14 protein-coding genes and 2 pseudogenes are annotated in these 21,576 nt (G+C 53.9%); 10 read left to right on the top strand and 6 right to left on the bottom strand.

Translation table 11 applies throughout. The annotated features are described in order from the left end of the window. Positions 1–48: 48 nt before the first annotated feature. From K5I40_RS20870 to K5I40_RS20855, 4 genes are read right to left on the bottom strand one after another with little or no spacing between them, the layout of a single operon-like run. Positions 49–1,188 carry an ABC transporter permease gene (locus tag K5I40_RS20870; RefSeq protein ID WP_309241932.1) on the bottom strand — a complete coding sequence of 380 codons (1,140 nt, stop codon included), beginning with the start codon at positions 1,186–1,188 and terminating at the stop codon, positions 49–51. Continuing rightward, positions 1,175–2,092, bottom strand: coding sequence for an ABC transporter ATP-binding protein (locus K5I40_RS20865; RefSeq protein ID WP_138370815.1), 918 nt, complete (start codon positions 2,090–2,092; stop codon positions 1,175–1,177). Before K5I40_RS20865 ends, K5I40_RS20870 begins: the two co-directional genes overlap by 14 nt. After that, the gene (locus tag K5I40_RS20860) at positions 2,085–3,050 is read right to left on the bottom strand and encodes an HlyD family secretion protein (protein ID WP_255589090.1); all 966 of its coding nucleotides are present in this window, start codon (positions 3,048–3,050) and stop codon (positions 2,085–2,087) included. The genes K5I40_RS20865 and K5I40_RS20860 overlap by 8 nt, the downstream gene beginning before the upstream one ends. A 46-nt stretch (positions 3,051–3,096) precedes the next feature. Next, the gene (locus K5I40_RS20855; RefSeq protein ID WP_223075506.1) at positions 3,097–4,797 is read right to left on the bottom strand and encodes a lysophospholipid acyltransferase family protein; all 1,701 of its coding nucleotides are present in this window, start codon (positions 4,795–4,797) and stop codon (positions 3,097–3,099) included. A gap of 472 nt (positions 4,798–5,269) precedes the next feature. Between K5I40_RS20855 and K5I40_RS20850 the strand changes: the two genes are divergently transcribed. The 3 genes from K5I40_RS20850 to K5I40_RS20840 all read left to right on the top strand — a co-directional run bounded on the left by K5I40_RS20850 (position 5,270) and on the right by K5I40_RS20840 (position 9,027). Continuing rightward, complete coding sequence (locus K5I40_RS20850; RefSeq protein ID WP_139563923.1) at positions 5,270–6,133, top strand: YicC/YloC family endoribonuclease; 864 nt, start codon at positions 5,270–5,272, stop codon at positions 6,131–6,133. A 173-nt stretch (positions 6,134–6,306) separates the two neighbouring features. After that, positions 6,307–8,244: an acyltransferase family protein gene (locus K5I40_RS20845; protein WP_223075505.1), complete on the top strand. Its 1,938-nt coding sequence runs from the start codon at positions 6,307–6,309 to the stop codon at positions 8,242–8,244. A gap of 165 nt (positions 8,245–8,409) precedes the next feature. Next, complete coding sequence (locus K5I40_RS20840; RefSeq protein ID WP_223075504.1) at positions 8,410–9,027, top strand: trimeric intracellular cation channel family protein; 618 nt, start codon at positions 8,410–8,412, stop codon at positions 9,025–9,027. On the opposite strand, the gene ligB is transcribed toward K5I40_RS20840, so the two are convergent. Next, positions 8,954–10,693, bottom strand: a complete 1,740-nt coding sequence (ligB, locus tag K5I40_RS20835) for an NAD-dependent DNA ligase LigB (RefSeq protein WP_223075503.1) — start codon at positions 10,691–10,693, stop codon at positions 8,954–8,956. The genes K5I40_RS20840 and ligB overlap by 74 nt on opposite strands. Before the next feature lie 251 nt (positions 10,694–10,944). On the opposite strand from ligB, the gene gmk reads away from it, so the two are divergent. From gmk to recG, 5 genes are read left to right on the top strand one after another with little or no spacing between them, the layout of a single operon-like run. Then, complete coding sequence (gmk, locus tag K5I40_RS20830) at positions 10,945–11,568, top strand: guanylate kinase (protein WP_039030178.1); 624 nt, start codon at positions 10,945–10,947, stop codon at positions 11,566–11,568. A gap of 54 nt (positions 11,569–11,622) precedes the next feature. Beyond that, positions 11,623–11,898, top strand: coding sequence for a DNA-directed RNA polymerase subunit omega (rpoZ, locus tag K5I40_RS20825; RefSeq protein WP_039030179.1), 276 nt, complete (start codon positions 11,623–11,625; stop codon positions 11,896–11,898). Positions 11,899–11,917: 19 nt separating this feature from the next. Continuing rightward, a complete protein-coding gene (gene spoT, locus K5I40_RS20820) occupies positions 11,918–14,029 on the top strand; it encodes a bifunctional GTP diphosphokinase/guanosine-3',5'-bis pyrophosphate 3'-pyrophosphohydrolase (RefSeq protein ID WP_039030180.1) in 2,112 nt (703 codons plus the stop codon). A gap of 4 nt (positions 14,030–14,033) precedes the next feature. Then, positions 14,034–14,723, top strand: coding sequence for a tRNA (guanosine(18)-2'-O)-methyltransferase TrmH (trmH, locus tag K5I40_RS20815; protein ID WP_223075502.1), 690 nt, complete (start codon positions 14,034–14,036; stop codon positions 14,721–14,723). A 3-nt stretch (positions 14,724–14,726) separates the two neighbouring features. Continuing rightward, positions 14,727–16,808, top strand: coding sequence for an ATP-dependent DNA helicase RecG (recG, locus tag K5I40_RS20810; protein WP_138370810.1), 2,082 nt, complete (start codon positions 14,727–14,729; stop codon positions 16,806–16,808). Here the strand turns inward: recG and gltS are convergent, their stop codons facing one another. Continuing rightward, entirely contained in the window at positions 16,809–18,011 is a 1,203-nt protein-coding gene (gltS, locus tag K5I40_RS20805; RefSeq protein WP_039030183.1) for a sodium/glutamate symporter, read from the bottom strand. Between the two features lie 223 nt (positions 18,012–18,234). On the opposite strand from gltS, the pseudogene K5I40_RS20800 reads away from it, so the two are divergent. Then, positions 18,235–19,625 (top strand): annotated as a pseudogene (locus K5I40_RS20800) (NCS2 family protein). A gap of 119 nt (positions 19,626–19,744) precedes the next feature. Continuing rightward, positions 19,745–21,453 (top strand): annotated as a pseudogene (locus K5I40_RS20795) (AsmA family protein). Positions 21,454–21,576: the final 123 nt, after the last annotated feature.

The raw sequence follows: 21,576 nt of genomic DNA, 5'->3' as shown, positions 1-21,576 counted from the left end.
TTTCATGGCTAAAAGCCTATGCCAACCCTGCCGGGCACACACATAATGTCAGTCCAGCGTTTTGCGATAGGATTTCAAGCCTATGGCAATCACACCCACCGCAAGGCCAATCAGCGGCAAAAGATCGGGTAGCAATGCCGCTGCAGAATATCCTTTCAGCATAATGCCCTTAACCAGCCGGATAAAATAGGTCAGCGGTAAACAGGAACCAATCGCTTTCGCCCATTCCGGCATACTAATAAAGGGGCTGATAAAGCCGGAAAGCATGATTGAAGGGATAAAGTAAAAGGACGACATTTGCAGCGCCTGCAACTGATTTTGCGCCAGGCCAGAAATGCCAATGCCAATGGAAAGGCAAAGAAAAACATAAATCAATAACACCATAAACAGCAGGAAAACGCTGCCGTGAAGAGGGATATCGAACAACAGAACGGCGGCGATCAGTATTAACGTTGCCTGAAAAAGACCAATGATAACAAACGGCGTTATTTTCCCAACAATCACTTCCAGCCCAGTCAACGGAGAGACCAGCAAATTTTCTAACGCGCCGTTTTCTCGTTCACGCGTAATAGACAAGGCTGTCATGAGAATCAATGTCGTGCTGAGTATCGACCCCATAATACCGGGTATGGTATTAAACTGGGTAATTCCTTCTGGGTTAAACATTCGATGTATAACCAGATCGAAATCATCCTCTTTTTGCGCTACGCGCATGTTTCCCGGCAAATCTTGCCGAAATGCCGATTTCGCAACCTGTACCAGCGCGCTTAGCGCATTCCCCGTTGTCATTGGGTCGATAGCATCGCCCTGAATTAACAGTTGAGGCTTGTCACCGCGGAGCAGGTTACGTGTAAACCCTTCCGGAATAGTCACGATAAAGGTGACGTCTCCCCGGACAAACGCTTTATGCGCAGCCTCTTCAGACTCAACAGGTATCATCGAAAAGTATCCGGTATTTTGCGCACTCGTCACAAAAACCTGGCTCATGCGTTCGGTATCGTAATTTAATAACGCAGTTGGCAAATTATGGGGATCCATATTTATTGCATAGCCAAGGATAATCAGCTGAAAAATAGGCGTAAGGATCACCATGCCGATACTGACTTTATCACGACGCAATTCGTGAATTTCCTTGATAACCACGCCAATCCAGCGGGTTATGGAGAAGTTTATATTAATTTTTTTCACAGTCACTTTTCATTAAATAGGTAAATGCATCTTCCAGATTGGTATCAACCTGGCAGAACTCATAGCCCTTTTGGGTAAATGCAAAAAGCGTGGCTTTTAACTTCGCCTCATCTGTGGAGGTAATATAAAGCTGATTGCCAAAAATAACGGTTTGCTCAATCTCCGGTAGACGCTGCAACTGGCTTTCAAGTGCCGTCAATCCGGCACCGCTGGTTCTCACGGTAATCAGATTCTGCGCCGCGATGATGGAAGGAATAGTCCCATTCGCCAGTAATCGGCCATAAGACAGATAGGCAACCTTATGGCAGCGCTCAGCCTCATCCATGTAGTGCGTGCTGACCAGTATCGATATTCCTCTGTCAGATAGCTGATGCAGCATCTGCCAGAATTCGCGTCGTGCCTTTGGATCCACGCCAGCGGTAGGTTCATCCAGAAAGAGCAAAACAGGTTCATGCAGCATGCATGCCGCAAGGGCCATCCTCTGCTTCCAGCCGCCAGAGAGTACTTTCGCCAGTTGATGCTGTCGGGAGGTAAGACCTAGCTCTGAAAGTGCGCGTTCAACCCGTGCTTTAGGTTGGTCGAGGCTATATAACCGGGCGATAAAAAGTAAGTTTTCCCGAATAGTCAAACTTCCCCACATGGAGAAATACTGGGTCATGTAGCCAATATTTCTTTTTATTTCTTCCCGCTGGGTAAAAATGTCCATATCCAGACAAGAGCCTTCTCCTGAATCTGGGGTGATCAAACCGCACATCATCCGGATAGACGTTGTTTTTCCGCTACCGTTTGGGCCGAGGAAACCATAAATTTCACCTTTTGCCACCTGAAGAGAAAAATCCTTTACGGCATGATGCTCGCCAAAATGCTTATTGAGGTTTTTTACATCAATACAAAGATTATGCATCCGGAATGATTTCCACATCAAACGGTTGACCGATTTTCATACGCGCAGCCTGTTCCCGGGCAGGAATAGCCTCAGCCATGAAAATGAGTTTCTCGCGGCGTTTCGTGCTGTAAATAACGGGGGGCGTAAATTCGGCTTCAGGATTTATATAATTAATTATGCCAGGGATTGCCTCTGAACAGCCATCACACGAAAGCTTAACTTTCGTTCCGACTTTAAATTTACCGAGCATCGCTTCGGGTATAAAGAAGCGTACCTTGATATTATCGGGCGGTAGCAGGCTGATTATTGGGCTTCCCGCAGAAGGGCGTTCCCCGGCTCGATAAATGGTATCAAAGACCCTGGCATTAACCGGAGAAACAATTGTAGTCTGCTGAACATCCCAAAGAGCCTTATCCCGTTCAAGCCTGACGGCTTCTACCTGCGCAAGCTGTTTATTAATCTCATCCTGACGGGCAGGCAGCTGGCGCGCTTTTAACTGGTTAATTAACTCTTCAACCTGTGCGCCTTTTTGCGTTAATTCATCGCTGATATCTTCCCATTCCGCCCGTGATATGGCTTGTTTGGCATAAAGATCACGATAACGTTCAAGCTGGCGCTTAACCTGTGATTCTGAAGATCGTGATTTTTTAATCTGAGCACGTATTATATCTAACTCTTCAGGCCGTTCTCCCGATGCTAAATTTCGCAATAATGCGTTTTCAGCTGACAGCTTTTCCTCAACCTGCAAGAGAGTATTTTGGGCATCAAATGACTCAATCTTAACCAACTCCTGCCCGCTTGTGACTTCATCTCCTTTGTTTACTAACAACCGTTCAATTCTTGCAGTACCAGAATAAGAGAGGTATACAAATTCTCCATGTGAATATCCAGAGAAAATGTTGTCTGGTTTGCTATCACAGCCTGTTATTGCCAGTACCGCTATCAGCGTTAAAAATGTCTTTTTTGGCTTTTGCATCATCACGCATCCATATGCCTATAATATTTATACAGCAATGTATAATTTAATCCTTAATATAATGTTTGAAATAAATTTGATTTAGCTTTTCAATATCGCTAAGGTTCAATCCTGCTATGGAGTTAAAAGAGACGTCTTTTGTAAAACATATGACCGCCGATCCTCCAGGCGAAAACCACTTAGCGCACTGCTTGAAAGGCCATGGCAGTTCATAACCTCTTTCTCTCAGGAGATTGTTGAGCATGATCCAGTCATTTTTGAAATCTTTACCGGAGAAATGGTTAGAGAACTGAGGCTCGTCTGCCGTAAACAAATCTACAGGCGTGCAAAATTGATTTGTCGTTGAAAAATATATGTTATAAAAGTTCACGATTAGCTTTTGTATATCTTCTGGAAAAGATCCTGGAATCGTCAAAACACCTAACAAATATTTATAGCCAGGATGTTTTTTAACAAAATCAAAAATTCCTCGCCATAAATAATCAAGTGCGATACTTTTTTGATAAGGTTTCTGGATAAATCCACGACCAATTTCCACAGATTTTTCTAAGCAGGCGTAGGCACCTTCGTGATATTCAAACAAGCTATTGCTGTAGAGACCTGTGACTCCCTTACGGGCTAATTGCTCGCCGACGGGTATCACTCGATACGCACCGAGGATTTCTGTGTCAGAGGGGTACCATAAAATGACATGAAAATAGCTATCATCAAAAATATCGTTATCTTTATCTTTACCAGAACCTGATCCAATATCGCGGTAACAGCGTTCACGTAAGCGCCCTAATTCATCAATAATTGGCGAGTTACCGGCAGTGTCGCGACGATAAATCAGTAACTTTTTACCATCATTAAACTGTCTCAGGATTTCGCACTCTTCTATCGCATTGATTAATGCACTTTTGCTTTCGATATGTTCTTGCGGGGAGACAGTATCCAGTAGCGCAGGTCCATTCTTACCGGTGCTCTGGAGATGCATTGAACACGCATTGGCTGCTGCAGAGAGATCTTTGTTATATTTCTCGAAGGACGATAAGCAAATTTGCTGTCCTATTTTAACCTTAATGGTTTTTCCGCGATGGCGTAAAGACTCGCGAATAATCATAAGGTTGGATAACTGTCGCCAGATTGTTGCCATAAAATAATAGGTTTTACTATTCGCACCAGTAATATGAACAGGCACTAGCGCCGCATCATTTCGCATCGCCAACTGTAAAAAACCAGGATTCCATGCATGCTCTTGTAATCCAGAAAGTGACCAACTGGCCAATTTGCCAGCGGGACAAATAATTAATACACCACCATTTTTTAGATGGTCGTTCATCTCCCGGAACTTCTTATGACTCATTTTTCCAGCCATATTTTGAATTCCAATCGTAAGCTCTGATACCTGTGGGAAGATAATAGGTAAAATGTGGTTCGCAACTATTTTTATATCTTTACGGACCCTGGACACAGTATGTATTAAGGACAAACCATCCATAACGGTGGGATGGTTTGAAATAACAACCGCAGCACCATGTCGAGGGATGTTATTGTAATCGCAGATATCCGTTACACAATTTACTTTGAAAAAATCAATAACTGAATTAACCCAGGAGATCCCTTTTTTATTAAAAATTTGATCATCATGAATCAAACGTGAAAACGCTTTATTACAAAATGCTCGTCTGAAAAGCCAATTTTTCCAAAAAGGTAGTTTAGTATCGGGGAAGAATTCCCTGATGACTTTGTTAAAAATAACATCCATCTTAAAATCCTTTTTATAATAACTTTCCTGACAGGGACTATACCCGGTATCCTATCTGCGAGCAATACTACGAAAACTTAAAAAAACCTTATGCAAAATCATAACTTATAATTGAATTGATAGTATTCATAAAGGAAATAAAATTAATGCGCAACTTAATTTTACTGGTATGAATAGTTTTGAACAATACATATAAAATGCTTAATACAAACCCCCATTTCATTTTTCAAGATTATGTTTTAAATGTGAGCAACAAAATATATTTACAACAAAGATCAATAATAGAATAAAAACATTAACCTGTTATTTAGTATATCAAATATCGCTAAACTTTAAGCAACTACTTTTAAGCACATTATACCCTTGCGGTAGAAAAGAATTCATATCCAAGTATTTCATCACTATTCCTGTTAAGTCCTCGTTCGCATAGCTATAATCCTCTGCATTCATTATTACGAAAACAGGAACATCTATGATCCGCAGTATGACCGCCTACGCCCGCCGTGAAATCAAGGGTAGCTGGGGCAGCGCTACCTGGGAAATGCGCTCGGTAAACCAACGCTATCTTGAAACCTATTTCCGTATGCCAGAGCAGTTCCGCAGCCTTGAGCCGGTGGTGCGTGAGCGTATTCGCGCTCGCCTGACCCGCGGAAAGATTGAATGCAATCTGCGTTTTGAGCCCGATGCGAGCGCACAAGGGGAACTGATCCTCAACGAGAAGCTGGCTAAACAGCTGGTGAATGCGGCTAACTGGGTCAAAATGCAGAGCGACGAAGGCGAAATCAACCCGGTGGATATTCTGCGCTGGCCTGGCGTGATGGCCGCAGGCGAACAGGATCTGGATGCAATTACCGCCGAGATCCTTAGCGCGCTGGACAGCACGCTGGACGATTTCATCCTCGCCCGTGAAACCGAAGGTCAGGCGTTGAAAACGCTCATTGAGCAGCGTCTGGAAGGCGTTAGCGGCGAAGTGGCGAAAGTCCGCGCCCACATGCCGGAGATCCTCCAGTGGCAGCGCGAGCGTCTGGTTGCCAAGCTGGAAGATGCCGAAGTCCAGCTGGAGAACAACCGCCTCGAGCAGGAGCTGGTGTTGATGGCTCAGCGTATCGATGTTGCGGAAGAGCTCGACCGTCTGGAAGCGCACGTCAAAGAGACCTACAACATACTGAAAAAGAAAGAGGCCGTCGGTCGTCGTCTCGACTTTATGATGCAGGAGTTCAACCGTGAGTCGAACACCCTGGCGTCTAAGTCAATCAATGCCGAAGTAACCAACTCTGCGATTGAACTGAAAGTGCTGATTGAACAAATGCGCGAGCAGATCCAGAACATCGAATAAACCGTAACGTGCGTTATTGTTTTATTAATGGTCCCGCTAAGGGACCATTGTCAATTACTGGCTTGAGTATGTCCTGAATCCCACCTGCGCATCAGAACATAAGAACTCTTTTACTGTTTTTGTTAGAATGCATCCCGCATTCACTATTCTGATCTCTCCCTTCAGGAATCATAATGGCAAACATCAACTTATCCTTAGAGGAAGCCTCAAGCCTCTCAGTTGACCGCGATTTCCGGCAGGACATTAACCTGCTGCGCGGAATAGCCATTCTATCTGTCGTGTTTTACCACTTTACCGCCACGCTGCTGCCCGGCGGCTTCGCTGGCGTGGATGTGTTTTTCGTTATCTCCGGCTTTTTGATGACCAAAATCATCGCTACCGGACTGGAACGAAACAGCTTTAATCTTCTTCCGTTTTATGCCGCCCGCTGCAAAAGAATAATTCCCGCGCTGCTGGCGATGTGCCTGATTGTCGCCGTTACGACGTTTTTCTGGTTACCGACAAATGAGTATCAGAAGCTCGGAAATTACATTGGCTATGCCGCCTTATTTATTTCCAATTTGAAACTGAATAAAGAGTCCGGGGACTATTTTGCCCTCGACTCCCATGAGAACTGGTTTTTACATACCTGGTCTTTGTCCGTTGAATGGCAATTTTATCTGGTATTGCCTTTCATTATGATGGCGCTCTATCCCCTGCGAAAAAAGCTGAACACCGGCTTATGCCTGGCGGTGCTCACCATCGCGGCGTTTATCGTGAGTATTACGCACACGCCCACCAATGCGGCCACCAGCTTTTACCTGATGCCTTATCGCGCCTGGGAGATGCTGTGTGGTGGACTGGTGTGGTACGCCGCTCAGCGCTTTGTCATGCCGTTTATGCTTCGCCCGGTTGCGGCGCTTGCGGGCTACGCACTGATCCTGTTTTCTCTCTTTTTCATCACCGCTGAGCAAGCCTGGCCGGGGCCCCTGACCTTACTGCCCGTCATGGGCGCGATGCTGGTGATCTACAGTGACTACCAGCCGTTGGTGAGTCTGTTTGACCGCAATTTTCGCTGGGCGGGGCTGAGCTCGTATTCCGTCTATTTATGGCACTGGCCTGTAGCGGTGTTCCTGCTCTACTGCGGAAAGCAGCATAACGGGCTGTGGGTCATGAGCGCGATTGCGCTCTCCTTTGCTGCCGGCTGGCTGTCGTGGGTGCTTATCGAGCAACCCGGCAAAAATTACCTTAGCCAGCGTTCAACTCGCGCCTTCTGGCTGATCCTGTTTGCCTGCGTGGGTGTCGCCTGGCTGTTTAGTTATCTGGTGAAAAACCAGATTGTTGTCAGCCAGCCCGACCCGCTGGTGAACAAAATCGCGCTGGAAGCCACCAATAAAAACTACGCTGCCAACCCTAAAACGCACCTGAGCACTTACGGTACAGGTCAGCCTGTGGCCATCATCGTTGGTGACAGCCATGCGGAAGCTACCGCCACCGCGCTGGCAGAAGCAGCAAAAGATAAAGGTTCGGTTATCGGGATCACCTCCTCTGGTTGTCCGACGCTGGCGAGAGGCGAACTGGGAGAGCACAATCGCTGCGGGGCATTTAACCGCTCTCTTCCTTCAAGGCTGAAGGATTACCCGCCTGACGTGCCGGTGGTGATTGTGAACCGACTCACGCACTATGCCGAAAAGCGCCTCGTCAACTTCGGTACCGGGTCGCAAAATCAGCAGGACTACCTGCGTCAGTACTCGGATGCGATAGTGGACATGGCATGCTCGCTTAACAGCACGCGCCCCGTTTACCTGGTCAACCCGATCCCGGAAATGGCGCAGAATGTGCCTCGCACGTTATCTCATCGGCTGATGACCGGCAGAACCACGCACGACTTATCCATCCCCACTGCGACTTACACTAAACAAAACGCGGTCATTCTGCAGGCACAGGCACGTGCAGCTAAACAGTGTGGCGTTCAGGTTCTCGATCCCACCGCATGGCTCTGTACGGTGAGCCGCTGTATGGGCAGCAAAAACTTACAGCCGTGGTATTTCGATGATAACCACCTCAGCGAAACCGGTAATAAAGTCCTGGTGCCGATGTTCCGACAGGTTTTTACCCGCCAACGGGATTAAAAGCTAAATAAATCTAATGCAATTTCTGGAGTAAAAACCCAGAATCGCTCTATTTAAGCCAAAGTGTCATTAGATAAAATAAGGCTTAACCGCTCGCACAAGAAAATCTAAATCGTGAGCCAGAGCACAAAACGTTACCCTGACGGCCTTAACTCTGGGGGTAACATGCTGCTGCATATCCTGTATCTGATCGGTATTACCGCTGAAGCCATGACCGGTGCCCTGGCCGCCGGGCGTCGTCGTATGGATACCTTTGGCGTCATTATTATTGCCACCGCCACGGCGCTGGGCGGCGGGTCTGTCCGGGATATCCTGCTGGGCCACTATCCGCTCGGCTGGGTACAACACCCTGAATACGTGATTATCGTGGCCGTCGCCGCCGTGCTGACAACCATTGCCGCCCCGGTTATGCCCCATCTGCGCCGTCTGTTTCTGGTGCTGGATGCCCTCGGTCTGATCGTATTCTCCATTATTGGCGCCCAGGTCGCGCTGGATATGGGTCATGGCCCGGTCATCGCCACTATCGCGGCGGTGATCACCGGCGTATTTGGCGGTGTGCTGCGCGACATGTTCTGCAAGCGTATTCCTCTGGTCTTTCAGAAAGAGCTCTATGCTGGCGTTTCCTTTGCCGCCGCCGTGCTGTACGTCGCGCTCCAGCACTACGTGAGCAATCAGGACGTGGTGATCATCTCCACGCTGTTATTCGGCTTTACCGCCCGCCTGCTGGCGCTGCGTTTGAAGCTGGGATTACCCGTGTTTTATTACACACACGACAGCCACTAAAACCCCGCACGCCCTGCTCGCCCAGCCATGACGTCAGGGCATTCACGGTGGGATGATGCACAAACTCCACCAGCCTGCGCGACTTTTCCGGGCCGACGCCCGGAACCTGATGCCAGCGTAACGCATCCCTGCTCTGCAACTGCTGCCAGTGCCGATCGCTGAGCGCGCGCATGGCCATGCGCGGCAGGGGAACGCCCAGCGCATCAAGCCAGCGAGTAAAAGGTTGGCGACGGGCCAGATTGAATTGATGCCAGAGCCGCAGGCCGCGCTGCGACGTTATACCGGGCGTCTGCTGCAACTGTTCCTGACTGAGCGCCAGCCATGAAAAAAGGTGATCAAAATGGTGCGCCTGATGCAGCGACTGCCAGCCAGCCTCACTCAGCCCTTCGATATTCAACACTGACGATGAACTCAACCACGTCAGCCGGGCCATAAACTGCCCGTGACATTCCGGCGTGGCATAAAAACAGGTGAGCGGCGTAAAGCGCGTTTCGGGCGGCACGGGTTTGCGTCGTTCGCTCCCTCGCCAGACGACTTTATCGACGCGCGGTATCCCCTGCCCGGCCAGGCTGACCTGAATCTGATCCCCCGGCGCAATATCCAGCGTCTGCCAGCGCCTCACCGATCCCAGGTTGACGCGTTGCACCCTTTTATCATCAAGCTGCACGGGCTCAAGAGTGGCGACCACCGCAATCCTGCCGGTACGCCCCACGGTAAAATGGATGGCCCGAACCTCCGCAACCCGCGCGACCGGCGCATATTTCCATGCCACCACCCAGCTGCCTTCACCGGGCAGCCAGCGGTTGCCTGCGGGCTCCTGCGCCGCGCGGATCACAATGCCATCGGTCACAAAGGGCAGCGGTGACTTATGCCAGCGGTCACGTAATTTTTCAGCTTCCTCTACCGAACTGACTTTATGCGTCCACTGACCGGTAAGGGTGAAGCCCGCCCGGGTTAACGCCTGCAGACGTTCAGGCATCGAGGCGGGGCCATCCGGCCACGCCCAGATGAAGATACCGATGTTATCCAGCCCTGCGCCGGTGTCGTGTCGCATCATCGTCCCGGCGACTTTTGCCCGGGCATTCATTCCCCCCATCTGTTGCTGGATATGGTTATCGCGCTTCAGAAACAGTTCACCCTGCAGCACGCTGTTAGCGAGCGGGCCTTTTACCTGCCCTGGCACCGAGGCGATGCGTTTGACCTTTGCCGTCCAGTCTTCGCCTTTCAGGCCGTTACCCCGGCTTGTCGCCTGCACCAGTTGCCCCTGCCGGTAGACCAGCGTCACCGCCACGCCATCCACTTTCGGCTGGATCCACAGGTCACGGCGCGCCTGTATCCACTGCCGGAGTGCCGCTTTATCGGCTATCTTTGGAACCCCGGTATGGCTTACCGGGTGTTTAACCGCGCCCCCCACACCCGCCAGCGCCTCTGACGCTTGTTCATCGCCAAAGCAGTGCCGCCACTGTTTCAGCCTCGCCGCCAGCTGGTCATACACTTCGTCATTCACGTCGCTGACGCCCTGCTGCCAGTACGCCTTATCCCAGCGGGCGATTTGCGCGCTAAGCCTGGCTATCTCCTGTTCTGCCTGCATTGGAGACCAGACCGGGCATACCGCCAGCCCCACGCTGCTCCAGATGCACAACAGCACGCCAATATATCGCCACATCGTTATCCCTCCCTGTTTTATAAGGGGTATAACGCGATGCGCCGCCGCAGGCGACACGCAAAAACCGACTTTACGAGGCAACATCAGAATTGAATTTTTGTTGCAGCAAACACCGCAGAAAACAGGAAAAAGGCTCGCAAAAACCAATCAGAGCGTGGAAAAAGTGTGACAAAGGCTACGTCACGCAGCGGCGACGTGTATAATAAGCCCGTATGTAGGACTTTCTTCGCTAACACATACAAAAGACTCTCATGGCTCAAGGCACGCTTTATATTGTTTCTGCCCCAAGTGGCGCGGGTAAATCCAGCCTGATTCAGGCGCTGTTAAAAACCCAACCGTTGTATGATACGCAGGTTTCTGTTTCTCACACCACGCGCGCGCCGCGTCCGGGTGAGGTACACGGTGAACATTATTTCTTTGTCGATCACGACGAATTCAGAACGATGATTGGCAGAGACGCGTTTCTTGAACACGCTGAGGTCTTCGGGAACTATTACGGCACCTCGCGTGAAACCATTGAGCAGGTATTATCGACCGGCGTAAACGTGTTCCTTGATATCGACTGGCAGGGCGCACAGCAGATCCGCAAGAAAATGCCTGATTCACGCAGCATCTTTATTTTACCGCCGTCAAAAGATGAGCTGGATCGTCGTCTCCGCGGCCGCGGTCAGGATAGCGAAGAGGTTATCGCAAAACGTATGGCCCAGGCAGTTGCGGAAATGAGCCATTACGCCGAATATGATTACCTGATTGTGAATGATGATTTTGATGCCGCCCTGAGCGATCTCAAAACTATCCTTCGCGCCGAACGTCTGCGCATGTGCCGCCAGAAGCAGCGACATGACGCATTAATCACCAAACTGTTGGCAGACTGAACCCACATTCAGTATCATGCCCAGTCATTTCTTCATCTGTGGAGCATTTTAAGTATGGCACGCGTAACTGTTCAGGACGCTGTAGAGAAAATTGGTAACCGTTTTGACCTGGTGCTGGTCGCCGCGCGTCGCGCTCGTCAGATGCAGTCAGGCGGTAAAGATCCACTGGTACCGGAAGAAAACGATAAAACTACCGTTATCGCACTGCGCGAAATCGAAGAAGGCCTGATCAACAGCCAGATCCTCGATGTTCGTGAGCGCCAGGAGCAGCAAGAGCAGGAAGCCGCAGAACTGCAGGCCGTTACCGCCATTGCTGAAGGTCGTCGTTAATTAAACCTGCGGGTCGCCCTTGTATCTGTTTGAAAGCCTGAATCAACTGATTCAAACCTACCTGCCGGTAGATCAGATTAAACGTCTCCAGCAGGCGTATCTCGTTGCACGTGACGCTCACGAGGGCCAGACACGTTCAAGCGGTGAACCCTATATCACGCACCCGGTAGCGGTGGCCTGTATTCTGGCCGAGATGAAACTCGACTATGAAACGCTGATGGCCGCCCTGCTGCATGACGTGATCGAAGATACCCCTGCCACCTACCAGGATATGGAACAGCTGTTTGGCAAAAGCGTTGCCGAGCTGGTGGAAGGGGTCTCTAAACTTGATAAGCTGAATTTCCGCGACAAGAAAGAGGCGCAGGCCGAAAACTTTCGCAAGATGATCATGGCGATGGTGCAGGATATCCGCGTCATTTTGATCAAACTCGCCGACCGTACCCACAATATGCGCACGCTGGGCTCTCTCCGCCCGGACAAACGTCGTCGCATTGCCCGTGAAACCCTCGAAATCTATAGCCCGCTGGCGCACCGTTTAGGTATTCATCACATTAAAACCGAGCTGGAAGAGCTGGGTTTTGAAGCGTTGTACCCGAACCGCTTCCGCGTGATTAAAGAGGTGGTGAAAGCCGCGCGTGGCAACCGTAAAGAGATGATTCAGAAGATCCTCTCAGAAATCGAAGGACGTTTGCAGGAAGCCGGTATCCCCTGCCGCGTCAGCGGTCGCGAAAAGCATTTGTACTCGATCTACTGCAAAATGGTGCTCAAAGAGCAGCGTTTTCACTCGATCATGGATATCTACGCGTTTCGCGTGATCGTTCACGACTCCGACACCTGCTACCGCGTACTCGGTCAGATGCACAGCCTGTACAAACCGCGTCCAGGTCGGATGAAAGATTACATCGCTATTCCAAAAGCGAACGGATATCAGTCTCTGCACACCTCAATGATTGGCCCGCACGGCGTACCGGTTGAAGTGCAAATCCGTACCGAAGATATGGATCAGATGGCGGAGATGGGTGTTGCCGCGCACTGGGCCTATAAAGAGCACGGCGAAACCAGCACCACCGCGCAAATCCGCGCCCAGCGCTGGATGCAGAGCCTGCTGGAACTGCAGCAGAGCGCCGGTAGCTCGTTTGAATTTATCGAGAGCGTTAAATCCGATCTCTTCCCGGATGAGATTTACGTTTTCACACCAGAAGGGCGCATTGTCGAACTGCCTGCTGGTGCCACGCCGGTCGACTTCGCCTACGCCGTGCATACCGATATCGGTCATGCCTGCGTAGGGGCACGTGTCGACCGCCAGCCGTACCCGCTGTCACAGCCGCTGACCAGCGGCCAGACGGTAGAAATCATTACAGCGCCTGGCGCACGTCCGAACGCGGCGTGGCTCAACTTTGTTGTGAGCTCAAAAGCTCGCGCCAAGATCCGCCAGCTGCTGAAAAACCTCAAACGCGACGACTCCGTTAGCCTGGGTCGCCGTCTGCTCAACCATGCACTTGGCGGAAGCCGCAAGCTGGCCGAGATCCCGAAAGAGAACGTGCAGCGTGAAATCGAGCGTATGAAGCTCGCCACGCTTGACGATCTGCTGGCGGAGATCGGTCTTGGTAATGCAATGAGCGTCGTGGTGGCGAAGAACCTGCAGCAGGGTGAAACCTCTGTACCGCAGCCGTCGTCCACCAGCCACGGGCATCTGCCGATCAAGGGCGCCGACGGCGTGCTGATCACCTTTGCCAAGTGCTGCCGCCCTATCCCTGGCGACCCGATTATTGCCCACGTCAGCCCGGGTAAAGGGCTGGTTATCCATCACGAATCCTGTCGTAACATTCGCGGCTACCAGAAAGAGCCCGAGAAGTTTATGGCGGTCGAGTGGGATAAAGAGACCGAGCAGGAATTTATCACCGAGATCAAGGTGGATATGTTCAACCACCAGGGCGCACTGGCGAACCTGACGGCGGCAATCAATACCGCCTCTTCCAATATTCATAGCCTGAATACCGAAGAGAAGGATGGCCGTGTGTACAGCGCCTTTATTCGTCTGACGGCGCGGGACCGCGTGCATCTGGCGAATATCATGCGCAAAATCCGCGTGATGGCTGACGTCATTAAAGTCACCCGTAACCGAAACTAGTGTTATGAATGCAACGCGTTATGCACGTATCTGTGAGATGCTCGCCAGGCGTCAGCCCGATCTGACGGTCTGCATGGAGCAGGTCCATAAACCTCATAACGTCGCTGCTATCGTCCGTACCGCAGATGCCGTCGGTGTGCATGAAGTGCACGCCGTCTGGAAGGGGACGCGAATGCGTCCTATGGCCTCGGCTGCCGCAGGCAGCAACAGCTGGGTACAGGTCAAAGCCCACGACACCATTGGCGAAGCTATTTCGCATCTGAAAGGGCGCGGCATGCAGGTACTGGCGACGCATCTTTCCGACAAAGCCGTCGATTTCCGCGAAATTGATTACACCCGCCCGACCTGCATTCTGATGGGTCAGGAGAAAACGGGGATCACCCGGGAAGCGTTAGATCTGGCGGATCAGGACATCATCATTCCGATGATCGGCATGGTGCAGTCCCTGAACGTTTCCGTGGCCTCGGCGCTCATTCTGTATGAAGCCCAGCGTCAGCGACAAAATGCCGGGATGTACGAACGCGAGAACAGCATGCTGCCGGAAGACGAACAGCAGCGCCTGCTGTTTGAAGGCGGTTATCCAGTGCTGGCCAGAGTGGCGAAGCAGAAAAACTTACCCTACCCCCACGTGAATCAGCAGGGCGAAATTGAAGCCGATGCGACGTGGTGGGCCACCATGCAGGCGGCGAAGTAAATCATGCAAGGCCGCCTGCTGGATGCTGTGCCGCTCAATTCCCTGACGGGCGTTGGCGCGGCCCAGAGCAGCAAACTGGCAAAAATTGGCCTGCATACCGTGCAGGATCTTCTCCTGCACCTCCCCCTGCGTTACGAAGACCGCACCCAGCTTTATCAGATTGGCGAACTTCTGCCTGGCATTTACGCCACCGTTGAAGGCGAAGTCCTGAACTGCAACATCACCTTCGGCGGCCGCCGGATGATGACCTGCCAGATCAGCGATGGCTCCGGTATTCTGACGATGCGCTTCTTTAACTTCAGCGCGGCAATGAAAAACAGCCTCGCTACCGGGCGACGGGTGCTGGCCTACGGCGAAGCCAAACGCGGCAAATACGGCGCAGAGATGATCCACCCGGAGTACCGCGTACAGGGCGATCTCAGCACGCCGGAGCTGCAGGAGACGCTGACCCCGGTCTACCCGACGACTGAAGGCGTGAAGCAGGCGACGCTGCGCAAGCTGACCGATCAGGCGCTGGAGCTGCTCGACACCTGCGCCATAGCCGAACTGCTGCCGCCCGAGCTGGCACAGGGGATGATGAGTCTGCCGGACGCGTTGCGCACCCTGCACCGACCGCCGCCGACGCTGCAGCTAAGCGATTTAGAGAGCGGGCAGCATCCAGCACAGCGACGCCTCATCCTTGAAGAGTTACTGGCGCATAACCTGAGCATGCTGGCGTTACGCGCCGGCGCACAGCGTTTTCACGCCCTGCCGCTCCCGGCCCGTAACGATTTAAAAGATAAACTGCTGGCCTCACTGCCGTTTAAACCTACCGGAGCGCAGGCCCGCGTGACCGCCGAGATCGAGCGCGATATGGCGCTGGACGTGCCGATGATGCGCCTGGTCCAGGGCGATGTGGGCTCGGGCAAAACGCTGGTGGCCGCCCTGGCCGCTCTGCGCGCCATTGCTCACGGCAGACAGGTGGCCCTGATGGCGCCGACCGAACTGCTGGCCGAGCAGCACGCGAACAATTTCCGCAACTGGTTTGCGCCGCTGGGCGTTGAAGTGGGCTGGCTGGCCGGGAAGCAAAAAGGCAAGGCGCGACAGGCGCAGCAGGAGGCGATTGCCAGCGGTCAGGTGCAGATGATTGTCGGCACCCATGCCATCTTCCAGGAGCAGGTGCAGTTTCACGGGCTGGCGCTGGTGATCATTGATGAGCAGCACCGTTTCGGCGTGCATCAACGTCTGGCGCTGTGGGAGAAAGGGCTCCAGCAGGGATACCACCCGCATCAGCTGATCATGACCGCGACGCCAATCCCGCGCACCCTGGCGATGACCGCCTATGCCGATCTCGACACCTCCGTCATCGACGAACTGCCTCCGGGGCGTACGCCGGTAACCACCGTCGCTATCCCGGACACGCGCCGCAGCGACATTATCGAGCGCGTGCGCAACGCCTGTCTGCAGGAAGGCCGTCAGGCTTACTGGGTCTGCACGCTGATTGAGGAGTCCGACCTGCTGGAAGCGCAGGCGGCGGAAGCCACCTGGGAAGAGCTTAAGCTGGCCCTGCCGGAGCTGAACGTCGGGCTGGTGCATGGCCGCATGAAGCCTGCGGAGAAACAGGCGGTAATGCAGGCCTTCAAGCAGGGCGAACTGCATCTGCTGATCGCCACCACGGTAATTGAAGTGGGGGTAGACGTGCCTAACGCCAGCCTGATGATCATCGAGAACCCGGAGCGTCTGGGTCTGGCCCAGCTGCACCAGCTGCGTGGTCGCGTCGGACGTGGCGCGGTGGCCTCTCACTGCGTGCTGCTCTACAAAGCACCGCTGTCGAAAACGGCACAGAAGCGCCTGCAGGTATTGCGCGACAGCAACGACGGCTTTGTGATTGCGCAACAGGATCTGGAGATCCGCGGGCCGGGTGAGCTACTCGGCACCCGTCAGACCGGGAACGCCGAGTTTAAAGTGGCAGATTTACTGCGCGATCAGGGCATGATCCCTGAAGTTCAGCGTCTGGCACGCCATATTCATGAACGCTACCCCGAACAGGCGGCAGCGTTAATCGACCGCTGGATGCCAGAGACCGGGCGTTACTCGAACGCCTGATCAGCCAAACATCGGCAGCATCAGATAGAGTTTGATGACCAGCGCGTTGACGATATCAATAAAGAACGCCCCCACCATCGGCACCACCAGAAACGCCATATGCGACGGGCCAAAGCGCTCGGTAATGGCCTGCATGTTGGCGATCGCCGTCGGCGTTGCCCCCATACCAAAGCCACAGTGTCCTGCCGCCAGCACTGCCGCATCGTAGTTTTTACCCATCAGTCGCCAGGTGACGAAGACAGCGTAGAGTGCCATAAACAGGGTTTGTACTCCCAGAATCGCCAGCATTGGCAGGGCCAGCGACGCCAGCTCCCACAGCTTGAGGCTCATCAGCGCCATCGCCAGGAACAGCGACAGGCAAACGTTACCCAATACCGATACCGCCCGCTCAAAGACGCGATAAAAGCCCAGCAGTGAGAGACTGTTGCTGAGGATCACCCCGACAAAGAGTACACAAACAAAGACCGGCAGCTCCAGCGCGGAACCCGCCAGCAATTGTGCAATCACTTTACCTACCGTCAGGCAGATGGCGATCAGGGCAATGGTTTCAATCAGCACCAGAGAGGTGATCATGCGCCCGACGTCCGGTTTTTCAAATGCCGACGGCACCATTTCGTCATCCGGCCTGCCGTCCGGCGTGGTGGAGTGTTTCACCAGATAGCGAGCCACCGGCCCGCCAATCAGGCCGCCCAGCACCAGCCCGAAGGTGGCGCAGGCCATAGCTACTTCAGTGGCATTCTGGAAGCCGTAGCGTTCAGTAAACAGCTTGCTCCAGGCCGCGCCGGTACCGTGACCGCCCGACAGGGTGATCGAACCGGCCAGCAGACCCATCAGCGGATCCAGTCCCAGCAGCGACGCCATACCGATACCGATGGCGTTCTGCATTACCAGCAGTCCAACCACCACAATTAAGAACACCCCCAGCACCTTACCGCCAGATCTCAGGCTGGCAAGGTTGGCGTTCAGGCCGATAGTGGCGAAAAAGGCCAGCATCAGCGGGTCTTTTAAGGTCATATCGAAGTTGATTTCCCAACCCATGCTTTTTTTCAGCACCAGCAGCGCAATGGCTGCCAGTAATCCGCCCGCGACGGGCTCCGGGATGGTGTATTTTTTGAGAAAAGGGACGCTGTGAACCAGTTTACGGCCAAGCAGTAAAACGAGTGTTGCCGCAACGAGGGTCGACAACGTATCGAGATGAATCATAGTGGGCTCCTTTAAAGGCACGTGCTCCATCAACATGCGCGTTTTCCTGTAACGATTGCGCGTTATAACCACAATCGGGAGCAGGAGTGTAATGAACTTTGCCGCCCCGGGACAGAAAAAGGCGTATTTTGCAGTAGAATTTCTCTGCGTTTTTGTTGGCAATCGTTTGCTTTTCTCATCCACTCGGCTAAAATGCCCGCTTTTCCTCCAGGGGTCGCAGCAGATGTCCGTTAACGCCGTTGAACAGCAGGATGCGCAACCGATTGCGCAGACGCAAAACAGTGAACTGATTTACCGTCTTGAAGACCGTCCGCCGCTGGCGCAGACCTTGTTCGCCGCCTGTCAGCATCTGCTGGCCATGTTTGTGGCCGTGATTACTCCCGCTCTGCTGATCTGCCAGGCGCTCGGTTTACCGGCGCAGGACACGCAACACATCATCAGCATGTCGCTGTTTGCCTCGGGCGTGGCGTCCATCATTCAGATTAAAGCCTGGGGCCCGGTGGGTTCCGGTTTGCTGTCGATCCAGGGCACCAGCTTTAACTTTGTCGCCCCGCTGATCATGGGCGGTACGGCGCTGAAAACCGGCGGCGCGGATGTGCCAACGATGATGGCGGCGCTGTTCGGCACCCTGATGCTGGCGAGCTGCACCGAGATGGTCATCTCTCGCGTTCTGCACCTGGCGCGCCGCATCATTACCCCGCTGGTCTCCGGCGTAGTGGTGATGATTATCGGCCTGTCGCTGATTCAGGTGGGCCTGACCTCCATCGGCGGCGGCTATGCGGCGATGAATGATCACACCTTCGGCGCGCGAAAAACCTGCTGCTGGCGGGCATCGTGCTGGCGATCATTATTCTGCTCAACCGTCAGCGTAACCCGTACCTGCGCGTCGCGTCGCTGGTGATTGCCATGGCCGCAGGCTACCTGGCAGCCTGGGCGATGGGCATGCTGCCGCAGTCCGGCGCACCTACCGACAGCCCGCTGATTATGGTCCCGACGCCGCTCTACTACGGCCTGGGCATTGACTGGAACCTGCTCCTGCCGCTGATGCTGGTATTCATGATCACCTCGCTGGAAACCATCGGCGACATCACCGCAACGTCTGACGTTTCTGAACAACCGGTCTCTGGCCCGCTGTACATGAAGCGCCTGAAGGGCGGCGTGCTGGCAAACGGCCTGAACTCCTTTGTATCCGGTGTGTTCAACACCTTCCCGAACTCCTGCTTCGGCCAGAACAACGGCGTGATCCAGCTGACCGGCGTTGCCAGCCGCTACGTGGGCTTTGTCGTGGCGCTGATGCTGATCGTGCTCGGCCTTTTCCCGGCGGTGAGCGGCTTTGTGCAGCACATCCCTGAGCCGGTCCTGGGCGGCGCAACGCTGGTGATGTTCGGCACCATCGCGGCATCGGGCGTGCGTATCGTCTCCCGCGAGCCGCTGAACCGCCGCGCCATCATGATCATCGCCCTGTCGCTGGCGGTGGGTCTGGGTGTGTCTCAGCAGCCGCTGATCCTGCAGTTCGCCCCGGACTGGGTGAAGAACCTGCTCTCTTCCGGCATCGCCGCCGGTGGGATCACCGCTATCGTCCTGAACCTGATTTTCCCGCCAGAAAAGAACTGATCCCCTTTTACGGCAGCAGGCAACTGCTGCCGTGACACGTAATTACACCATTCCCGCCTTGAGCATTGCGCATAAATCGTGCATAACTCCTTTATGTGCGTTTTACGTGATGGAAGACCATGAAATTTATTGGAAAGCTTCTCGTCGGTATTCTGGCCGTTCTGCTTATTGCGATCCTCGCGCTCTATATCCTTGTCCAGACGCGCTGGGGCGCAGCGCAGGTCAGCAGCTGGATCACGGTAAACACCGATTACGAACTCAACTTCGACCTGATGGATCACCGCTTCTCGTCGCCCACGCACCTGGTACTGAAAAATGTCACCTTCGGGCGCGACGGCCAGCCCGCGACGCTGGTCGCAAAAATGGTCGATATTGGCGTGAGTAGCCGCCAGTTCACCGATCCGCTGCACATGGATACCATTACCCTGTTTGACGGCACGCTGAACCTCTCGCCGCAGACCGCCCCTCTTCCCTTTCAGGCCGATCGCCTGCTGCTGAACAACATGGCGTTCAACAGCCCGAATACCGCGTGGGATCTGAGCGCCCAGAAGGTGACCGGCGGCGTACGTCCCTGGGACCCTGAAGCGGGTAACGTGCTGGGCAAAAAGCGCAGATCCAGATCAGCGCCGGGTCGCTGACGCTGAACGGCGTACCCGCCAGCAACGTGCTGATTGAAGGCGAGCTGAGTGATAAAGAGGTGGTGCTGACCACCATCGGCGCAGATATGGCCCGGGGCTCGCTCACCGGCACCGCGCGGCGCGACGCCAACGGTGGCTGGAAGGTGGACAACATGCGCCTGAACGATATCCGCCTGCAGAGCGATAAATCCCTGGCCGACTTCTTTGCCCCCATCACCACCCTGCCGTCGTTACAGATTGGCCGCCTGGACGTGACCGACGCCCGCCTGCAGGGTCCGGACTGGGCGGTAACCGATCTCGATTTAAGCCTGCGCAACCTGACCCTCAGCCAGGGCGACTGGCAGAGCGAGGACGGTCGCCTGTCGATGAACGCCAGCGAATTTATCTACGGTTCCCTGCACCTGTTCGACCCGATCCTGAACGCCGAATTCTCCCCGCAGGGGATCGCCCTGCGTCAGTTCACCTCGCGCTGGGAAGGCGGGATGGTGCGCACTTCCGGCAACTGGTTGCGCAGCGGTAAAGCGCTGGTGCTGGATGATGTCGCCGTCGCCGGGCTGGAATACACCCTGCCGGAGAACTGGAAAACGCAGTGGCTGGATACCCTGCCGGAGTGGCTGCACAGCGTCACGCTGCGCAAGTTTGGCCTGAGCCGTAACCTGGTGATCGACGTCGACACCCTGTTCCCGTGGCAGATCACCGCCCTGGACGGCTACGGCACCAACCTGCAGCTGGCGAAAGATCGCCAGTGGGGCGTATGGGCGGGTACCGCCACGCTGAACGGCGCGGCCGCCACCTTTAACCGCGTGGACGTGCGCCGTCCGTCGCTCTCCTTGTCAGCCAACGCTTCGACAATTTCTATCAATGAACTGAGCGCCTTTACCGAAAAAGGCATTCTGGAAGCGAAAGCGACGGTATCGCAGACGCCGGTGCGCCAGACCACCGTCAACCTGACCGGGCGCGGCGTGCCGCTGAATGTGATCCAGCAGTGGGGCTGGCCAGCGCTGCCGATCGCAGGCGATGGCAATATTCAGCTCACCGCCAGCGGCAACGTGCAGAAGGATTCCCCGCTGAAACCGACGGTCAACGGCAGACTTAGCGCAGTAAATATGGATAAACAGCAGGTGACGCAGACGATGACGGGCGGAGCGGTGAGCACGGTTGCAGAACCCTCACCCCTGCCCTCTCCCTAAAAGGGAGAGGGAGAAACCCGTCCTCACGCGCTTAAAGATGAGCACTCACTATTCCCTCTCCCCTATGGGGAGAGGGTTAGGGTGAGGGGACTCAGAGGTGAACCACCACCTCGTTCCCCTCCG

Source organism: Leclercia sp. LTM14 (assembly GCF_023736175.1).
Taxonomy (GTDB): Bacteria; Pseudomonadota; Gammaproteobacteria; order Enterobacterales; family Enterobacteriaceae; genus Enterobacter; species Enterobacter barmai.
This window is presented reverse-complemented; position numbering and strand designations above follow the sequence as displayed.